General features: G+C 59.8%; 18 protein-coding genes. 9 read left to right on the top strand and 9 right to left on the bottom strand.

Features of this window, described 5'->3' with window-relative positions; translation table 11 throughout:
- The first annotated feature begins 67 nt into the window (after positions 1 to 67).
- From ACIQUH_RS02570 to ACIQUH_RS02555, 4 genes are read left to right on the top strand one after another with little or no spacing between them, the layout of a single operon-like run.
- On the top strand, positions 68 to 538 hold the full coding sequence (locus tag ACIQUH_RS02570) for a RidA family protein (protein ID WP_279655271.1): 471 nt from the start codon (positions 68 to 70) through the stop codon (positions 536 to 538).
- Positions 535 to 1275: a glycerophosphodiester phosphodiesterase gene (locus ACIQUH_RS02565; RefSeq protein WP_400812330.1), complete on the top strand. Its 741-nt coding sequence runs from the start codon at positions 535 to 537 to the stop codon at positions 1273 to 1275. Before ACIQUH_RS02570 ends, ACIQUH_RS02565 begins: the two co-directional genes overlap by 4 nt.
- The gene (locus ACIQUH_RS02560; RefSeq protein ID WP_400812328.1) at positions 1272 to 2471 is read left to right on the top strand and encodes a GNAT family N-acetyltransferase; all 1200 of its coding nucleotides are present in this window, start codon (positions 1272 to 1274) and stop codon (positions 2469 to 2471) included. The genes ACIQUH_RS02565 and ACIQUH_RS02560 overlap by 4 nt, the downstream gene beginning before the upstream one ends.
- Positions 2472 to 2492: 21 nt before the next feature.
- A complete protein-coding gene (locus ACIQUH_RS02555) occupies positions 2493 to 2921 on the top strand; it encodes an HIT family protein (protein ID WP_400812326.1) in 429 nt (142 codons plus the stop codon).
- 181 nt (positions 2922 to 3102) lie between these two features.
- Here the strand turns inward: ACIQUH_RS02555 and ACIQUH_RS02550 are convergent, their stop codons facing one another.
- Positions 3103 to 3954, bottom strand: coding sequence for an urea carboxylase-associated family protein (locus ACIQUH_RS02550; protein ID WP_400812324.1), 852 nt, complete (start codon positions 3952 to 3954; stop codon positions 3103 to 3105).
- A 110-nt stretch (positions 3955 to 4064) separates the two neighbouring features.
- Between ACIQUH_RS02550 and ACIQUH_RS02545 the strand changes: the two genes are divergently transcribed.
- The gene (locus tag ACIQUH_RS02545; protein ID WP_400812507.1) at positions 4065 to 4949 is read left to right on the top strand and encodes a LysR family transcriptional regulator; all 885 of its coding nucleotides are present in this window, start codon (positions 4065 to 4067) and stop codon (positions 4947 to 4949) included.
- Here the strand turns inward: ACIQUH_RS02545 and ACIQUH_RS02540 are convergent.
- From ACIQUH_RS02540 to ACIQUH_RS02510, 7 genes are all read right to left on the bottom strand, one after another.
- The gene (locus ACIQUH_RS02540) at positions 4946 to 5878 is read right to left on the bottom strand and encodes a phosphatase PAP2 family protein (RefSeq protein ID WP_400812322.1); all 933 of its coding nucleotides are present in this window, start codon (positions 5876 to 5878) and stop codon (positions 4946 to 4948) included. The genes ACIQUH_RS02545 and ACIQUH_RS02540 overlap by 4 nt on opposite strands.
- A gap of 69 nt (positions 5879 to 5947) precedes the next feature.
- Positions 5948 to 6292: an AzlD domain-containing protein gene (locus ACIQUH_RS02535; RefSeq protein ID WP_400812320.1), complete on the bottom strand. Its 345-nt coding sequence runs from the start codon at positions 6290 to 6292 to the stop codon at positions 5948 to 5950.
- The gene (locus ACIQUH_RS02530) at positions 6289 to 7047 is read right to left on the bottom strand and encodes an AzlC family ABC transporter permease (protein ID WP_400812318.1); all 759 of its coding nucleotides are present in this window, start codon (positions 7045 to 7047) and stop codon (positions 6289 to 6291) included. The genes ACIQUH_RS02535 and ACIQUH_RS02530 overlap by 4 nt, the downstream gene beginning before the upstream one ends.
- Positions 7048 to 7214: 167 nt before the next feature.
- Positions 7215 to 9728 (bottom strand): ATP-dependent Clp protease ATP-binding subunit ClpA, encoded by a 2514-nt coding sequence (gene clpA, locus ACIQUH_RS02525; RefSeq protein ID WP_400812316.1) that lies wholly within the window; start codon positions 9726 to 9728, stop codon positions 7215 to 7217.
- Positions 9729 to 9738: 10 nt separating this feature from the next.
- Positions 9739 to 10095 carry an ATP-dependent Clp protease adapter ClpS gene (gene clpS, locus ACIQUH_RS02520; protein ID WP_196377757.1) on the bottom strand — a complete coding sequence of 119 codons (357 nt, stop codon included), beginning with the start codon at positions 10093 to 10095 and terminating at the stop codon, positions 9739 to 9741.
- 282 nt (positions 10096 to 10377) lie between these two features.
- Complete coding sequence (gene cckA / locus ACIQUH_RS02515; RefSeq protein ID WP_400812313.1) at positions 10378 to 12966, bottom strand: cell cycle histidine kinase CckA; 2589 nt, start codon at positions 12964 to 12966, stop codon at positions 10378 to 10380.
- Between the two features lie 174 nt (positions 12967 to 13140).
- Positions 13141 to 13419, bottom strand: coding sequence for a hypothetical protein (locus tag ACIQUH_RS02510; protein ID WP_400812311.1), 279 nt, complete (start codon positions 13417 to 13419; stop codon positions 13141 to 13143).
- A 234-nt stretch (positions 13420 to 13653) separates the two neighbouring features.
- Here ACIQUH_RS02510 and ACIQUH_RS02505 point away from each other — a divergent pair, with 234 nt between their 5' ends.
- Positions 13654 to 14898 carry a flagellar biosynthetic protein FliO gene (locus ACIQUH_RS02505; protein ID WP_400812309.1) on the top strand — a complete coding sequence of 415 codons (1245 nt, stop codon included), beginning with the start codon at positions 13654 to 13656 and terminating at the stop codon, positions 14896 to 14898.
- A 107-nt stretch (positions 14899 to 15005) separates the two neighbouring features.
- On the opposite strand, the gene dksA is transcribed toward ACIQUH_RS02505, so the two are convergent.
- The gene (dksA, locus tag ACIQUH_RS02500; protein WP_003496274.1) at positions 15006 to 15425 is read right to left on the bottom strand and encodes an RNA polymerase-binding protein DksA; all 420 of its coding nucleotides are present in this window, start codon (positions 15423 to 15425) and stop codon (positions 15006 to 15008) included.
- 302 nt (positions 15426 to 15727) lie between these two features.
- Here dksA and ACIQUH_RS02495 point away from each other — a divergent pair, with 302 nt between their 5' ends.
- The 3 genes from ACIQUH_RS02495 to ACIQUH_RS02485 all read left to right on the top strand — a co-directional run bounded on the left by ACIQUH_RS02495 (position 15728) and on the right by ACIQUH_RS02485 (position 18888).
- Complete coding sequence (locus ACIQUH_RS02495) at positions 15728 to 16204, top strand: SixA phosphatase family protein (protein WP_400812506.1); 477 nt, start codon at positions 15728 to 15730, stop codon at positions 16202 to 16204.
- 129 nt (positions 16205 to 16333) lie between these two features.
- Positions 16334 to 17812 (top strand): YcjX family protein, encoded by a 1479-nt coding sequence (locus ACIQUH_RS02490; RefSeq protein WP_400812307.1) that lies wholly within the window; start codon positions 16334 to 16336, stop codon positions 17810 to 17812.
- Positions 17809 to 18888: a TIGR01620 family protein gene (locus ACIQUH_RS02485; RefSeq protein WP_400812305.1), complete on the top strand. Its 1080-nt coding sequence runs from the start codon at positions 17809 to 17811 to the stop codon at positions 18886 to 18888. Before ACIQUH_RS02490 ends, ACIQUH_RS02485 begins: the two co-directional genes overlap by 4 nt.
- The last annotated feature ends 92 nt before the right edge of the window (positions 18889 to 18980 follow it).

Here is an 18980-nt window from a genome sequence, read left to right as displayed (position 1 = left end):
GGCTTTTGGATCAACATCTTCTGAATGCCGGATTCTTGAAGGATTTACAACAAAACCGGAGACGAAAATGTCGGACGTCATCGAAGGCCGCCTCAAGGAACTTGGCTTTACGCTTCCAGTCGCGGCAGCACCAGCCGCAAACTACGTTCCTTTCACCATCAGCGGCAATCTGCTTTATGTATCGGGTCAACTGCCGATGGAATCGGGCAAGATTGCGGTGACGGGCCTCGTTGGCCGCGATGTCGACGTCGCGGGCGCCCAGCGCGCGGCCGAATTATGCGCCGTCAACATTCTCGCACAGGTCAAGGCCGCTTTGAATGGCGATCTCTCGAAAATCCGCCGTGTCATCAAGCTGAACGGCTTTGTCGCGTCGGTTCCCGAGTTCGTGGAACAGCACCTCGTCATCAACGGCGCTTCCAATCTCATCGCCAATGTTCTCGGTGAGCCCGGCAAACATGCCCGCGCCGCCGTCGGCATGGCCTGCCTGCCCTTCAATGCATCCGTCGAAATCGACGCCATCGTGGAAATCGACGTATGACGCTCAAGCTTTCCTGGCTGACGGCTGAGCCCGTCGCCCATCGCGGTTATCACGATCTCAACAAGGCGGTCTGGGAAAATACGCTCTCCGCCTTTTTCCGCGCCATCGAGGCCGGTTTCGCCATTGAATGCGACGTACAGCTGGCGGCCGACAGCGTGCCGGTGATTTTTCACGATGACGACATGGCCCGGCTGACAGGTATAAAGGGCGACGTGCGGGAACGCACATCGGCCGAACTTTCTCTGCTTGCCGTTGGTCAGACCAAGGACCGGGTCCCTACCCTCAAGCAGCTTCTGGCGCTCACAGCCGGCAAGGTGCCGCTGGTGATCGAGCTGAAAGGCCGCGCCGGCGAAGGCGTCGATGACGGTTTTGCGGAGGCGGTGCTGGACGATCTCGAAGGCTATAAGGGCCATGTGGCGCTGATGAGCTTCGATCATCACCTGCTGAAAGACCTGAAGGCTGCGGGCTCGCCCTGGCCGCTGGGTCTCACGGCCGAAGGCGACAAGCCGGAAGACTTCTTCAAGCATGACGAAGCGATGCAGCTGGGGCTCGATTTCATCTCCTATCATTGGGGTCACCTGCCCAACAGCTTCATCGAAGCGCAAAGAAAACTCGGGCTTCCGGTGATTACCTGGACGGTCAGGGATGAAAATGCGCGTGCGACTACCTATAAATATGCGGACCAGATGACATTCGAAGGTTTCGACCCGAGAGAGAACCCGTCCGCCACGGCATGACAGAAGACTATTCCATCAGCATTGCGCAATCCTTCGGGGATATCGATCCGGAAAGCTGGAAACGGCTTTCCGGAACTTCGCGCAATACATCAGGAAAATACTACAATCCTTTTATTTCCCATGAATTTTTATCATCCATGGAAGAGTCAGGCTCGGCTACGGCAAAGACCGGCTGGCTTGGACATCACCTGCTGCTCGAAGATGCTGCGGGCACGCTCGTCGGCGCTGTTCCGGCCTATCTGAAAAACCACAGCCAGGGCGAATATGTGTTCGACCATGGCTGGGCGGATGCTTTCGAGCGGGCCGGCGGCCATTATTATCCGAAACTGCAATGTGCGGTGCCCTTCACTCCTGCGACCGGGCCGCGGCTCCTTGTTGCAGAAACGGCGGACGCCACGCGCTTCAAGCCGCTTCTGGCCTCCGGTCTCGCACAGGTGACGGAAAAGATCGGCGTTTCCTCCGCGCATGTCACGTTTCTGCAGGAAGACGACCTTTCCGCCCTTCTACCCCGGGATTTCCTGCACAGGACCGACCAGCAGTTCCATTTCATCAATGACGGTTATCGCGACCATGATGATTTTCTCGAAGCCCTGTCCTCGCGCAAGCGCAAGGGGCTAAAAAAGGAACGCCGTGCGGCGCTGGAACATGGCATAGAGATCGACTGGCTGACCGGGAGCGATCTGACCGAGGATATCTGGGACCAGTTCTTCGCCTTCTACATGGATACCGGCAGCCGCAAATGGGGCCGGCCCTATCTGACGCGGAAATTTTATTCGCTGATCGGCGAACGGATGGCCGATGACGTGCTGCTGGTGATGGCGAAACGCGAGGGGCGCTATATTGCCGGTGCGATCAACTTCATCGGTTCGGATGCGCTTTATGGCCGCCACTGGGGCTGCATCGAGGATCACCCCTTCCTGCATTTCGAGGTCTGCTACCATCAGGCGATCGATTTCGCGCTTTCCAGGGGATTGAAGCGGGTGGAAGCCGGCGCCCAGGGCGAGCATAAGCTGGCGCGCGGTTACGTGCCGGTCACCACCCATTCGGCGCATTTCATCGCCCATCCGGGCCTGCGCCGCGCCATTGCCGATTATCTTCAGCGCGAGCGCGAAGAGGTCGAGCATATTGGCGATTATCTCGATGAACACACGCCCTTCCGCAAGGGTGAGAGACAGGAACAGGAACCGGACGCATAGTCCGCGATGAGGAGATCAACGATGACCAGCGCCTATGACGACAACAATATCTTCGCAAAAATCCTGCGCGGCGAAATTCCGAGCCACAAGCTTTACGAGGATGAGCATACGCTGGCCTTCATGGATGTGATGCCGCAGGCGCCCGGCCATCTGCTCGTCGTTCCCAAGACCGGTTCGCGCAATCTGCTCGATGCCGACCCGGAAGTGCTGGCAAGAACCATTCCCGTGGTACAGAAACTCGCCGTGGCCGCCAAGGAAGCTTTCGATGCGGACGGCGTCTTCATCGCCCAGTTCAACGAGCCGGCAGCCGGCCAGACCGTGTTCCACCTGCATTTCCACGTCATTCCGCGCAAGGAAGGCGAACCGCTGAAGCCGCATTCCGGCGTGATGGCGGATGGCGAGGTGCTGAAGGCCCATGCGGAAAAGATCAGGGCGGCGCTCGCTTCGTGAAGAGCGTAAAGACGCATGGGCGTTTGGCAGCCGGACCACGGCATCCGCACGCCGTCACCCCGGACCTGATCCGGGGTCCAGCGCGATCAAGTCCTTGATCGCGGGAGACTCTTCTCACGGCGCAGACGCGCCGTGGCTGGATGCCGGATCTAGTCCGGCATGACGACGGTGATGTGCATTATCACCCGACAGGACGGTACGCATTCCGCTCCGGCCACGGCCAACCTTCCAGCGCCGCCATATCCGGCCGGAATATTTCCACCTTCAGCGGATAACAGGCCGCCGTGTCGCTGGAATGCGTGGCGCTGCAATCGCCGCCGGGGCAGGCGGAAAGCGCGCCGATGAGATCGATTTCCGCGAAAAATTCCAGATAGTCGCCCGGCCGCACCGGGCTCGCCTTCATGAAATATTGGTGTGTATCGTGGGTAAAACCGGTGCACATGAAGACATTCAGCACATCGTGCACATGCGGCTCAGCCTCGCGGAACGACAGGCCCCTGGCGGAGGCGAGCGCATTCGTCAGGTTGGAATGGCAGCAATGGTGATAGTCACCGCCACTCAGCAGCTTGTTGGTATAGGGATCGCAGCGGGTGCCGATCACGTCATGCACACCGCCGCCATCTTCGTCGAAGCCATACCATGACAGCGTATCATGGGTGATGGTCGCCATCGGCCGCAGAGATGGCAGGTTGCTCCACAGCCGGTTGCCGACGGAAACATGGGTGGCATGCAGCGCGCGCGTCTTGCCGCTGAAAAAGCGCTCGTTCAGATCATCGGCGTTCCAGAGGTTCAAATCCCCCACCTGCGGGCCTTCGATACTGACGATGCGGAAAAAATGCCCCTTGGGGACATTGAAGGTGCGACCGTCACGCGGGGGCACGATGACTTCGTCGACCTTCTCCATCCCGTTCTTTGCCCGCTCAAGGCGCGCAAGATCCGGTGTCTCCAGCGTGCCGTTCGGATAAACAACGACGGGACGGATGGCACGGCGCGCGGCGGCATCCGCGGGTTCGGCAACAGGCATGGGGGTCATGAAATCCTCGGAAAAAGACGTTATCGACGTGATAAATGCGCCATGGCCGCCCCGCTGACAAGACGGGTTTTTCTTGCGCTCAGCCCAAGTCTCACTTACCCTTGCCGATCATGACACTGCCGCCACTCGCCACCCTTCGCGCTTTCGAAGCCGCCGCCAGAAAGGCCAGTTTTGCCCTGGCCGCGCAGGAGCTGGGCATGACGGCGACTGCGGTAAGCCAGCATGTGCGCAATCTCGAGGCATGGCTCGGGGTTGCGCTTTTTGAGCGTCACGCGCGCGGCGTCAGGCTTACCCCGGCCGGAAAGGAATTTGGCAACACGGTCTCCAGCAGCCTGCGGCATATCGCTTCCGCGGCAGAACGCATTCGCCGCGGGCGAGAGCGGATGACCGTGCACCTTGCCAGCCTGCCCTCTGTGGTGGCACATTTTCTGACACCCCGGCTGCCCCGCTTCCGGGCCTTGCATCCCGATATACAGGTGTCGATCAGCTATTCCGGGACGCAGCATGCAGGGGCCGCCGATCTCACCATCGCGCATGGGATATCCTTCGGGGAAAATGCCGCGGCACTTTTCAGCGCCGAGACGCGCCCGACCTGCGCTCCCGCCTACCTCGTCAGTTCCGGCCCTTTCGATGATGAGGCCAGTCTGTTGCGCGCGGAATTGCTGCATGACGACAGCGAGACGGCATGGCGGGACTGGTTTGCGGTCGGCGATATGCCGCTGCCCTATGGCGCAGGTCCGATTTTCGCGGATTTCAATCTGCTCGTTACGGCCTTGAAAGCGGGACAGGGTATCGGCCTCTGCCCGACGGCGCTTCTTCGCGAAGAGATCGCAAACGGCCAGTTGGCCGTTCTCTTCGACCGGGCTGTCGATACGGACAAATATTATTGGCTCATCCGGACGGAGGAGATGACAGCGCAGGCGAAGATTCTGGCCGACTGGCTGGTGACGGAAGCCTATACAAGTCAGAGCAACGGTTCCACTACAACGATCTAAGCCGGAACCGTTACCGCAACCCCCATGCTTTCCCTCGCCGACAGCCAGTCAAGCAGCCGGCCCGATGCGGCGCAGACGACCGCAAAAGCGATGAGGCCGCCGAAAACATCCGAAAGATGATGTCCGCCCTGCACCAGAACGGCCGGCAGCATCAGGAGGTTCAGCGTCAGGATCACCGATATCACCAGCCAGTGACGCGGTACGAACCAGACCGACATTGCCGCCATGAAGATGTGGAACGACGGGAAGCCGATGAGGCCCAGTACGTTCTTGGGAGAGAGATAGGTCACACCGTCCTGCCCAAGTCGCATCAATTCACGCCCGTAGGCGGGATCCACCATCAAGGGAATGGCCTGCGTAACCCACTCCGGCAACTCGTGATAGGCCTTTGCCCCATAGGTGGGAAAAAATATCCAGAAGATGATGCTGGCCATCGCACCCATCACCCCGGTGACGATGAAATGATGCAACATCCTGTCCTTGCCCGTAAAACCGAGCATGATGATGATCAGCAGCAATTGCGGCAGGGAGGTCGTATAAACCACGAACAGCATTTTGCCGATCCAGGGATATGTCGCTGCCCAGGTCACCATATCAGGCCAGCTATACCCGAGAGCCCTGTCCAGGCGGAAGAGCACGGGATCGATTACCGGAAACGCCACGGGCAGGAACATGTAGTTAAAAACAGCACCGACCAGCGAGAACAGGATGAACAATCCGCTCGAAATCAAGGCAGCGGCAATGGGAAGATCGCGACCGCTGTTACGATAGAACAGACCGAGCGCAAACACGCCGACACCCGCCATCCCGCATAAAAAATATCCGACATAATCAAGCTGAATACCCTTGATGGCGATCAGCGCGGCATCGACAACAAATAATATGATCACCGTACGCAGTACAAATCGCTCTGCGGCAAATAGCTGCATTAAAGTCCGTCCCTGTCCCCAAACAGAGATAAACTACGGACGCGGACTTAATATTAGGATAATTCAATATTAAAGACCGAGCATGAAAAGCCCGCCTGCCAGAAGCAGAATCGGAACAGCCACCCCGACGATGACACGCTGGCCGGCGAGCAGGAATGCGAGAAAACCGACTGCAGCGGCGCCGATGCGCAGCCAAATCGGCGATGCTTCCAGCGTTCCGGTCGGAAAGACGATGAGCTTGGCGGTCACCGCCATGACGAGGGCGGTGGCCACCGCCCGCACCCAATAAAGCGCTTCAGAATCCTCTTTTAACCGGTTACCGGCGAGGACGCCGAGCCAGCGCCAGAGATCGGTCGCCAGCCAGCCGGCGATGGCGATAAAGAGATAAGGCGCCCACCATTGTTCGGTCATCATGGTTCGCTCTCCGGTGAGAGGGGCTTTATCCGGCGGCGGAACAGGAGGCGGTCGATCAGATAGGCCAAAGTGCCCCCGCCTATCCCGGCATAGAGAATATCGAATTCCGGCGCGATCACCGCAAAGACAGGTCCGGCAATCACGCCGATGACGAAGGCGACCTTGACGACGGAATGGCGGGCGGAGGCCCAGATCGATGCTATGAAATAAACCGGGGTCAAAAAGAAGAGAACACCCGCGACGAGCGGAGGAAAGGCGGCGACCACGCCGTAACACAGGCCGACGATGATGGCATTGACGACGGTAAGCGTAATACCAAAACCCGCGAACCAGGCGGCGCGCGCCTCTCGTGGCACCTTGGAGAGATTCTGCGTGGCAAAGACCCACGCCGTGATTGCAACGAAATGCGAGAGAAAAAGCAAAATCCAAGTCGGCGTCTTCGCGCCGCGCATTTCCGGAACGATGGAAGCAACCATCGGCATCATCCGGACCGAGGACAATGTCACCGCCAGAAAACAGGCGGCAAGATTGGCGCCACCGACCATGGAGCCGATCAGGATCATCTTGGCCGGCAGGGCCCAGATGACAAGCGTCATGAACACGGCTTCGCCGCGCGCAACCCCGGATTCCAGTGCAAAGGCGCTGAAACCGACGAAAGATGTCGTGAGAATGAGCGAAGGCAACGAGAATATGCCCCGCATTCCCCGGAAAAACCAGCCGCTCAGGGGGACGGTATCGCTGTCGGCAGTCTGCATTGCTGACCCACTCGTGCATGTCTCCCCGAAATGCGCCGTGTTTCGGAACGACATGCGTAAAACAAAAAAATAGAGCGCGCCGTAGGTATCAGACAAAACGCGGCGCGCTTCATACATGAAAATGCCGGGCTTTCGCCCGGCACTGATTTATCGGTCGAAGACCGTTATCATTTCTTCTTCGGCACTTTCGGCACCGTATTGGTCTTGCGGCGCGGCTTGTTGTCCTCGTCCGACTTATCGGCTTCGGCAACAAGGACATCCGCCTCTTCATTGGCCTTCGCCGCCTTGGAAGCGGGTTTCGCCTTGGCCTTTGCCTTGCCGGGCGATTTGGCCGCCTTCAACTCGGCCTCCGGCTGCGGCTTCACGGGTGCGGTCTCCGGCAGAACCTCAAGGATCAGGCCGTCGGAACCGTCATCCTTCTTGCCGACGGTGACGCTGACGACGCCGCCCTTCTTGAGCTTGCCGAAGAGGATTTCATTGGCGAGCGGCTTCTTGATGTTTTCCTGGATCACGCGCGACAGCGGGCGAGCGCCCATCTTTTCGTCGTAACCCTTTTCCGCCAGCCAGGAGATCGCATCTTCATGCAGATCGAAGGTGACGTTGCGTTCGGAGAGCTGGGTTTCCAGCTGCATGACGAACTTCTGCACGACCTTGTGGATAACGGCGGTCGGCAGCGGCGAGAACGGAATGATCGCATCCAGACGGTTGCGGAACTCCGGCGTGAACAGGCGGTTGATCGCCTCTTCATCCTCACCCGTGCGGCGCGAAGAACCGAAACCGATGGCGGATTTCGCCATTTCGGACGCACCCGCATTAGTCGTCATGATCAGGATGACGTTGCGGAAGTCGATCTTCTTGCCGTTATGGTCGGTCAGCGAGCCATGGTCCATCACCTGCAACAGAATGTTGTAGATGTCAGGATGCGCCTTTTCGATTTCGTCCAGCAGCACCACGGAATGCGGATGCTGGTCGACGCCATCGGTCAAAAGACCGCCCTGATCGAAGCCGACATAACCGGGAGGTGCGCCGAGCAGACGCGACACGGTATGGCGCTCCATATATTCCGACATGTCGAAGCGCAGCATCTCGACGCCGAGCGAAGCGGCAAGCTGCTTGGCCACTTCCGTCTTGCCGACGCCCGTCGGGCCGGAGAAGACGTAGGAGCCGATCGGCTTGTTCGGTTCGCGCAGGCCCGCACGTGCCAGCTTGATGGCCGTGGCCAGCGCCTCGATGGCGATGTCCTGACCATAAACGACCGAGCGCAGTTCCTTTTCGAGATTGGCGAGAACCATCTCGTCGTCCTTGGAGACCGTCTTCGGGGGAATGCGGGCCATCGTCGCGATGGTGGCCTCGATTTCCCGCTCGGTGATCAGCTTGCGACGCTTGGAGGCCGGCAGCAGCATCTGCGCCGCACCGGTCTCGTCGATCACGTCGATCGCCTTGTCCGGCAGCTTGCGGTCGGAAATGTAGCGGGCCGACAGTTCCACGGCAGCCTTGATCGCCTCATTGGAATATCTGAGGTGATGATAATCCTCGAAATAGGGCTTCAGGCCCTTCATGATGGCGATGGCATCATCGATGGACGGCTCGTTGACGTCGATCTTCTGGAAACGACGCACAAGCGCGCGATCCTTCTCGAAGAACTGGCGATATTCCTTGTAGGTGGTGGAGCCGATGCAGCGGATAGCACCCGAGGACAGCGCAGGCTTCAGCAGGTTCGATGCGTCCATCGCGCCGCCGGAGGTTGCACCCGCACCAATGACGGTGTGGATTTCGTCGATGAACAGAACTGCGCCCGGATATTCTTCGAGTTCCTTGACCACCTGCTTCAGACGCTCTTCGAAATCACCGCGATAACGGGTGCCGGCCAGCAGCGTGCCCATGTCGAGCGAAAAGATCGTGTCGTTGGCGAGCGCTTCCGGCACCTTGCCTTCGACGATGCGCTTGGCAAGACCTTCGGCAATCGCCGTCTTGCCGACGCCCGGATCACCCACGTAAAGCGGGTTGTTCTTGGAGCGGCGGCAGAGAATCTGGATCGTGCGGTTGACCTCGTCGTGACGGCCGATCAACGGGTCGATCTTGCCGTTCTTCGCCTTTTCATTGAGGTTGATGCAATAGGCTTTCAGCGCGTCCTGCTGCTTCTTGGCGGAGGAGCCGTCCTCCTCGGGGTTGCTGCGGTTCGGCTTGTTTTCGCTTTCCGGCTCATCGGCACCACGCGGCGTGCGGGTCTGGGAGGTGCCCGGACGCTTGCCGATACCGTGGGAGATGTAATTGACCGCGTCGTAACGGGTCATTTCCTGTTCCTGCAGGAAATACGCGGCGTGGCTTTCGCGCTCGGCGAAAATGGCCACAAGCACGTTCGCGCCGGTCACTTCCTCGCGGCCGGACGATTGAACATGAATGACGGCCCGCTGGATGACCCGCTGGAAGCCGGATGTGGGTTTGGAATCCTCGTCGTAACCCGTGACGAGGTTCGTCAGTTCATTGTCGACGTAGTCGCTGACGGTCTTGCGCAGCGCATCGAGATCGACATTGCAGGCGCCCATCACGGCGGCGGCATCCGCGTCGTCGATCAGCGCCAGAAGGAGATGTTCCAGCGTCGCATATTCGTGATGACGCTCATTTGCAAAGGTCAGTGCCTGGTGCAGCGCCTTCTCGAGACTCGGGGAAAAAGTTGGCACGTTGCGATCCTCATTTCTTTTCCATGACGCATTGCAGCGGATGCTGGTGCTGTCGGGCGAAATCCATGACCTGGCTTACTTTCGTCTCTGCGACCTCATATGTAAACACCCCGCATTCGCCCACGCCGTGCTGGTGCACGTGCAGCATGATACGGGTTGCCGCTTCGCGATCCTTCTGGAAAAAACGCTCCAGAATATGGATGACGAATTCCATGGGAGTGTAGTCGTCATTCAGTAAAAGAACACGGTACAAATTCGGTCTTTTTGTTTTTGGCTTGACGCGGGTGATAACAGACGTTCCGCGGTTGGTACCGCTGCCGTCTTCCCCTTCGCCCTCGCCCTGCATGTAGATCGGCCTAGCGATCATCTTTCATCATTCTCCAAACTGTTCTCAAACCGACAGCTTATCGCCAGGAGGGAGAACTTCGCCTCTTCATATCTAGGTCGTTAAGACGCGATTTTAAGCCCCTTGCGAAACGGTGCAATCACTATTGCGTTTGCGAAGGGGCAAACCTCGGGAAAAGTGCGGATGCGGAGGCCGCGCGCAGCACAAGTAGAGACGAACCGGCAGGAGCGGCACATTTCAGGCCGGATTCGAACGGGCGGAAAAGGTCGTGGCGCAGGCTAACCCGGTTCGCCGCCGCCAGCCTTACTCCTTGTCGTCCAGCATTTCGCGAACGGCAATGGCAAGCTGCTTCAGCGAGAAGGGTTTCGGCAGGAATCCGAACTTGGCATCCGCCGGCAGGTTCTTGGCGAAGGCATCTTCGGCATAACCCGAAACGAAGATGAATTTCAGGTCGGGATAGGACTTGCGCAGTTCTCTCAGCAGCGAAGGACCGTCCATTTCCGGCATCACGACGTCGGAGACGACGATGTCGACCTTGCCTTCCAGTTCCTCCATCACCTCCAGCGCCTCGGTGCCGGAGCCGGCCTCGTGCACGGTGTAACCGCGCGTTTCCAGCATGCGCTTGCCGCCGCGCCGCACTGCCTCCTCGTCCTCCACCAGAAGCACGACAGCGGATTTGCCGGTCAGGTCCAGCGGCTCTTCCTTTACCGGCTCGGCAGCGATGACAGGAGCAAGTGCTGCCTCACCGGACTGCTGTCCATTGCTCTGCACGGCCTCCACCACATGGCGCGGCAGGTAAATGCGGAAGGCGGTTCCCTTGCCCACTTCCGATTCGGGATAGATATAACCGCCCGACTGCTTGACGATGCCATAGACCATCGACAGGCCAAGGCCGGTCCCCTTGCCAACTTCCTTGGTGGTGAAGAAGGGCTCGAAAATCTTGTCCATGATTTCAGGCGGAATGCCGGTGCCGTTATCGGCAACTTCCACCATGACCATGTCTTCGGCCGGGAATTCGGGACGGCCAAGCGCTGCGACTTCCTTTTCATCGACGTTGCGCGTCCTGATGGTGATCTTGCCGCCATCGGGCATGGCGTCGCGCGCATTGACGCAGAGATTGATGAGCACCTGTTCGAATTGCGACAGGTCCGTCTTTACCGGCCAGAGATCGCGGCCGTAATCGACCTCCAGCTTGACATTGGTGCCTGATATCAGCCGGTCGACCAGCATGCGCAGATCGCCGATCACATCCGTGAGGTTGAGGATTGCCGGGCGCATGGTCTGCTTGCGCGAGAAAGCGAGAAGCTGGCGCACCAGCACGGCGGCGCGGTTGGCGTTGCGCTTGATCTCCATGAGATCGGCAAAGCTCGGATCGGCGGGCCGCGCCTGCAGCAGCAGATGGTCGGACGAGAGCAGGATGGCGGTCAACACGTTGTTGAAGTCGTGGGCGATGCCGCCCGCCAGCGTGCCCACCGCATTCATCTTCTGCGTCTGCGCCATCTGGGTTTCGAGCGCCTTCTGCTCGGTCACCTCAATGGCATAAACAATCGCCACTTCTTCCGGCGCTTCATCGTCCTGATCGATGACGGCGTTGACGTAGAAACGGAAATGCCTGGTCTCGTCGCTCGGATGGCGGGAATCGAAGGGCGCAATATCGCCCTGGCGGTCCTTGGCTTCGGCCAAAGCCTGTTCGAGCCGCGGCTTTTCATTGTCGTGAAGGACGGTTTCGAGTGCCACGCCGCGATCAATATCGTCGCGCCCGACGACGCCGGAGAACAATTTCAGGAAGGGCGCGTTGATGCGCAGGATGCGGCCTTCACCATCAAGCGAGGCGATGGCCATCGGCGTATTGTTGAAAAACCGCGTGAAACGCATGGCGGAGGAGGATTCCGTATCCTCCTGTCCCTTCGGGCGCATAAGGACAATGGTGCGGCTCTCACCGGGCGCGCCATCTTTCGAGGTGACCTGGTGCACGAGGCGGGCCGGCATGCTCTGGCCGTTCACCCGGCGCATGTCGAGATCGAGGATTTCGGTACGTTTCGCCGTGCCCTGCGGATGCACCGATTCGATCAGCGCCATGCCTTCACCGGCGACGATATCGGAGACGGTCATCGAACCCGGCGAAAACTGCGCCAGATCGATGCCGAGCCATTCGGACAGGGTGGCGTTCAGATAAACGATTTCGCCCTTGCGGCCAGCGGAAAAGAAACCGGCCGGGGCGTGATCGAGATAATCGATGGCATTCTGCAATTCGCGGAAAAAGCGCTCCTGATCCTCGCGCTCCGGCGTGATATCGGCGATCTGGAAGACGTGCAGACCCTCGCCGCCCGCATCCTTCAGCACCCGGCCCTTCAGCCTGTACCAATGCGGCCCGGTGTTGGAGTCTTCGCCGAGCGGTTTCAGCAGCCGGAATTCTTCGTAGCCGTCGCGGCCTTCGCGCAGAACGTTGATGAGCCGGTACAGCGCTTCGGTCGATTCGCGGCTGCGAGACAAAAGCGTCTCGAGGCTCTGGATATCGCTCGCCTTGGTGGTGCCGCTCATCCGGCAATAGGTGGCGTTGGCATAGACCATATGCCCCTTTGCATCGGTGATCAGCGTGCCTTCGGGGTGTGCCGACAGGAAGCGACGGGCAAGACCGTCGGATTGCGACTGCGGCATGACCTCGATGAAGCCGATGATCGACGAGACCAGAAAGAAAATGCCCATCATGGCCAGCACGCCGAGAATGCCGAGCACGATTTCGTTTTCCAGCGAATCCTTGAAATAGACGAAGGCGGCCGCCGCCGCGATCAGAACAAGCGCCAGAAGCAGAATGCGCAAAACCGTGCCGGAACGGGCACGCCTGTCCACCAGCGGAAGGTCGTTGTCGCTTGTCTCGCGCACCCGTGTCATCTTGGCCTCGCAGTCGTGCAGGTCGTCATTCGGTCCGCCTTATTTCCGTGACGGAATCGGGCAGCAGAATTTCTTGTAGCAACTCGCTTGACCGGCAAAAAGCTCCGCCAGGACACAAAGGCTTAAAAACGCACAGCGAAAACGGCCTGAAGGGTGTATAAAAGCCTTAAAAGACTACTGTCTGGTACAGGTCAATGCCTTCACCTGGCATTGAATGCGTGGCGCGGAACAGATGATCTTGCCATCGGTGACGGTGCAAACCGAGCATCCGTCGGTGAAGTCGACGCAGAAAGGATTGTCTCGCACGAACTCCGTCATGGTGGGTGAGGTTTCCGGCACTTTGTCTTCGGCACGCGCGCTCCATTGTGGAAACGCGAAAAACGGCAACAGCAGCAAAACAACACTTATCAAACGGCGTGCAAGGGAGCTGTCAATGCGCAATGACCGGGACATTCAGGACCGCTCCTTCGACAAAAAATGCAACTTTCGCTGTCTCGCAGCATTGAAGGACGAGATATGACGCTTGGGTGGCGTCATTGCGGTTGAGGCGGCGATCCTATGGGGCGAAATGAATAAACCTTGTGTCGCGCCTAAAAAAATCGTCTTTTCCTGCTTGATGTTCACATTATAAGAACCACGGCAATATTAATTGCCCAAGAAACTAAAAGCCAAAAAAAATCTGAAGGGATGATCTCCATGATGGAAGATTTTATCGGCACCTATGGAAACCGTCTCATCGTCGCCGTCGTCGGTGTGGGTGTGGCCCTCTTGGTTCTGGCGATTGCGCTGTGGCTTCTGCGCCGGCGCAGTGGTTCGGCTCCTTTCATCCGGGGCGGGCGCAACCGGCAGCCGCGTCTGCAGGTTCTCGATGCAACGGCCGTAGATGCGCGCCGCCGCCTGGTGCTGGTGCGCCGCGACAATGTCGAGCATCTGGTCATGATCGGCGGCCCAACGGATATCGTCATCGAGAGCGGCATAGGCGCGATCCCGATCGTCAGGGACGTGCAGGAGCCGGAATTGAAGGCGCTGCCGCGCCAGGAAAGCGAACAGAAGAGAGCCGAGCCGACGATCCAGCAGGAACGTCGCGCCGCCCTGCCGCAACAGCAGCCCGTTGTGGCAGCATCTCCCGTTTCCGTGCCTGAAGAACCCGCAAAGCAACCGCAACGGCCGGAGCCGCCCGCCCCGGCCCCGCGTCCGGCACCCGTTGCGGCAGCCGCCGCGCAGGTTCCGCCACGCCCTTCGACCCCGCCGCAACCCGTATCCGCATCTGTAACGGCGCGCGAACCCGCGCCGCCGGCAAGACAGGCCACGCCCGAGCGGGAGGCAGCCCGACCCACGCCGCCGCCAATACCTGTTGCAGTTGCTCCAGCCGCTGCCATTCTGCCTATGGCGGCTGCGTCGCTCGACATGGCCGCGGCCCGAACGGAACCCAGGCGTGCCGAGCCCGTCGTGCCGGCTCCGGCTCCGGTCGCACCGCCAGTCCCCGTGCAGGCGCCCGCACAGGCGAAGGCGGAAGAACGGACTGCGGAATTTGCGCCACCGGTTTTTGCCGCGCGCGAGCCGGTGATCGACCAGTCCAGCGCCGCCGATTTTCTCGACGCAGCGCGGGAAAGGGTTCTACCCGACCTGAAACCGGGGCAGACTACGCCGCCCGCACCTTTTCCGCCCAAGCCCGAAAATCCGGCTGTGCCTTCGAACGACGCCGAGCCGAAGTTTTCCGATGAGCTTGCCAGCGATTTCGAGAGTTTTCTCGAGGCGGAGATTGCCAAGAGCAAGGAGGCGGATAATGAACCGTCCATCGCTCCTGTCGCGGAAAAGCAGATCAAGCCACAGCCAGTTTCTCCGCCCGTCACCGGCGCTTCACCGGATGGAGACATGCAGAAAGAAATGGCTCGTATCTTCGGAGAGCTCTCCGTCACGCGTGACCGCTGACGGGCGCGGGCCTTTCGACCAAAATTACGGAACAGAAAAGGGCACGGAAGCGAATTCCGTGCCCTTTTATTTGTCATGCCATTTGCCGGCCTGCTGGCCGCAGCGCTTTATTCGTCGCGATAGACTTTTTCTCGACGCTCGTGACGCTCCTGCGCCTCGATGGAAAGCGTTGCAATCGGGCGGGCGTCCAGACGCTTGAGGCCGATAGGCTCGCCCGTTTCCTCACAGTAACCGTAAGTGCCGTCTTCGATCCGCTGAAGAGCCGCATCGATCTTGGAAATCAGCTTGCGCTGACGGTCGCGGGCGCGAAGTTCGATCGCCCGGTCCGTTTCGGAAGAAGCCCGATCGGCGAGATCGGGGTGGTTGGCGCTTTCTTCGGCGAGATGTCCGAGGGTCTCGCGCGCTTCTCTCAGAATGTCATTTTTCCAGGCGACCAGCTTCGCGCGGAAGTAAGCCCGCTGGCTGGCATTCATGAACTCATCGTCTTCCGAGAGCACATATTTGCTAAGATCGATCTTCTCACTCAACGCGATTCTCCTCGAAGAACATCTCAATGCGGCGGTGTATACTCCAATGATAGTGGCCGATTCAAGTCTGCAGATCAGTTTTCAGGCATTTTTAAAACTGACACAAAAATCATCTAAATGACTAATTTTTATCCTTTATTCGTATTGAAGCGAACTCTTCTTCAATCACTTCAACGCGACTTACCAACAGGAAAGAGGACTTGCGGTCCTGCAACCCTATCCTGTAGCATTCATGGCGTACCCTGACATTCGAACGCCGGTCCCCGCCCTTGACAGCATCTTCCCCGAACCGAGTTTATCTTCTGCGCCACGCCAAGGCCGCCTGGGCGGCGCCGGGAGAACGGGATTTCGACCGGGGATTGAACGAAGCCGGCTTTGCCGAGGCGGAGGTCATCGCCGATCTTGCCGCCGACCGGCATTACCGCCCCGATCTGCTGCTGTCATCCACCGCCGCGCGCTGCCGGCAGACCACGCAAGCCTGGCAGCGGGCTTTCAACGAAGGCATCGATATCGCCTACATCGACGAGATGTATAATGCGCGCAGCGAAACCTATCTGTCGCTCATCGCCGCGCAGGCGGATGTGCAGTCGGTGATGCTGGTGGGCCACAACCCCACCATGGAGGCAACGCTGGAAGCGATGATCGGCGAGGATCTGCTGCATGCCGCCCTGCCCTCGGGCTTTCCGACATCGGGCCTTGCGGTTCTCGACCATGATGACAGCGCCGCAAACGGTAAAAATAGCTGGCGGCTGGTCGATTTTCTCGCACCGGGCAAATAGTCGCTGCGGAGTGCCATAAAAATCCTGAAGGGCAGCCCGGCTGAAAATCCGCTGGGGCGCTTCTTTTTTGGGCAGCCATATCTTCCTATATTGCAGCCGTGACCGTGAAACACAGCCAGGAAATCGCCCTTGCCGCCTTCCCTAACGTCCCTGACAGACAGTGCGCTGATCGCATTCGACAATCTGGCCGACCGCGCGAGCAACCTCACCCACCCGACATTGCGGCTTGGCGTCACCGGCCTTTCGCGGGCGGGCAAGACGGTTTTCATCTCTTCCCTCGTCCACAATCTTCTGAACGGCGGACGGCTGCCGCTGTTCGAGGCGATGCGGTCCGGGCGCGTCTCGAATGTGCGGTTGGAGCCGCAGCCGGATGACGCCATTCCGCGCTTCCAGTATGAAGACCATATCCAGGCGCTGGTGCGCGACAGGCTGTGGCCGGATTCGACGCGGGCGATCTCGGAGCTGAGGATCACACTGGATTATCAGAGCGCCAGCGGCTGGGGCCGGTGGTTTTCGGCCGGCAAGCTTTCCATCGATATCGTCGACTATCCCGGCGAATGGCTGCTCGACCTGCCGCTTCTGTCGCAGGATTACAAACAGTTCAGCGACGCGACGGTCGCACTGGCGGAAACCGGCATCCGCGCCGAACTGGCGCAGGAATGGCTGGCGATCGCCTCTTCGCTCGATATCAACGCACCCGCCGACGAGATGACGGCCCGACGGCTGGCCGAAAGTTTCGCAGCCTATCTGAAGGCCTGCAAATCCGACGAGAGATCGCTTTCCACCCTGCCGCCCGGTCGTTTCCTGATGCCCGGCGATCTGGAAGGATCGCCGGCGCTGACCTTCGCACCGCTTCCGGGCCTGACCGACGAGAAAGCGCCGAAAGGCTCGCTGCGCGCCATGATGGAACGGCGCTATGACGCCTATAAGTCGATCGTGGTCAAACCCTTCTTCCGCGAGCATTTCGCCCGCCTCGACCGGCAGATCGTGCTGATCGACACGCTGCAGGCGGTCAATCGCGGCCCGGAAGCCGTACAGGATCTGGAGCGGGCGCTGGGCGATGTTCTCGCCTGTTTCCGCCCCGGCACCAACAGCCTCCTGTCGTCGCTGATCGGCCGGCGCATCGACAAGGTGCTGATCGCCGCCACCAAGGCCGACCATCTACATCACGAGAGCCATGACCGGCTGGAACGACTGACCCGCCGTCTGGTCGACCGCGCCATCACCACCATCGGCATGAACGGGGCCGGCATCGAGGTCATGGCGCTCGCTTCGGTGCGCGCCACCAAAGAAGCGAGCGTGCGGCAGGACGGACACGAACTGCCCGTCATCGTCGGTACGCCCATGGCCGGTGAAACCATCAATGGCGAGACCTTTGACGGCAATCGCAAGACGGCGATTTTTCCCGGCGATCTGCCTGATGATCCCGAGCCGCTTTTCCGCAGCATCGACAGGGATGGCGACAAGGCATCATTGCCCGATGTCAATGTCGTGCGCTTCCGCCCGCCCAATATTGACGAGCCGGGCAGCGGCGGCATCAGGCTTTCCGTTCCCCATATCAGGCTCGACCGCGCCATGCAGTTCCTGTTCGGAGACAAGCTCGCATGAAGCTCCCCACACAAAACGATCCGCAGGCGCGCCGCCCGGCCGCTTTCACACTCGAAACGGAGGACACGGCACGGCCGTCTGCCACACGCAAACGCGCGCCGCGCAGCTTCGACGCCGAGATTTCACTGACGCCGGACGAGGACGATCCGTTTCTGGCGCCCGAGGAGATCGATGCCGCCGCACTGCCGGTGGCAACGCCGAAGAAAAGCCGCTTCTCCTTCGGCAAACTCGCGCTCGGGGCGCTTGGCGTCCTGTTCTCGCTCGCCTTCGGGCTATGGGCGGATCAGCTTATCCGCGATCTCTTCTCCCGGTCCGACTGGCTGGGTTATACGGCGACAATCGCGCTTATCGTGGCGCTTTTCGCGGTTCTCGCCCTTGTTGGCCGCGAAGTCTTCGGCATCATGCGGCTCAACGCCGTGCAATCGCTCAAGGCCGATGCCGAGACGGCGAGCCTCGACAAGAGCCCGAAACCCGCACGCGCCATCGTCACCCGCCTGAATGCCGTCCTTTCCCACCGGGCCGAAACGGCCAAGGGCCGCGCGGCGTTGAAGGAAACGGAAAGTGACGTGATCGACGGCCAACATCTGATCGAGCTTGCCGAACGCGAGTTGCTCGTTCCGCTCGACAGGCAGGCTCGCGCCCTCATTCTCAATTCGTCCAAACGCGTCTCCGTCGTCACCGCCGTCAGCCCGCGCGCGGTAGTCGATCTCGCTTATGTGCTGTTTGAAGTGACGCGGCTGGTGCGCGCCATGGCGGAGCTTTACGGCGGCCGCCCCGGCACGCTCGGCATGCTGAAACTGCTGCGCGACGTCGTCGCCCATCTGGCCGTCACGGGATCGATTGCCGTCGGTGACGGGCTCGCCCAGCAAGTCCTCGGTCACGGTCTTGCCTCGAAACTCTCCGCACGACTCGGCGAAGGCGTCATCAACGGCCTGATGACAGCGCGAATCGGCATTGCGGCGATGGATCTGTGCCGCCCGCTGCCGTTCAGGGCGGTGAAGCGGCCGGGCATCGGCGATTTCATGTCCGACCTCACACCCGATTTAAGCGGGGGAAAAAGCGGTGAGAAAGCCTGATCGGGCGGGCATTCCCGGTTCAAAAGGTTACGGACGACACCGCAATTGAGAGCGAAATAAACCAAGCATTAACCATTCCGCCGGTAGATTGC

Origin of the sequence: Agrobacterium sp. NPDC090283, from assembly GCF_044769685.1 — a bacterium.
Classification (GTDB): Bacteria; Pseudomonadota; Alphaproteobacteria; order Rhizobiales; family Rhizobiaceae; genus Agrobacterium.
The sequence above is the reverse complement of the archived record's forward strand: the minus strand, read 5'-3'. Positions and strand labels throughout refer to the sequence as shown.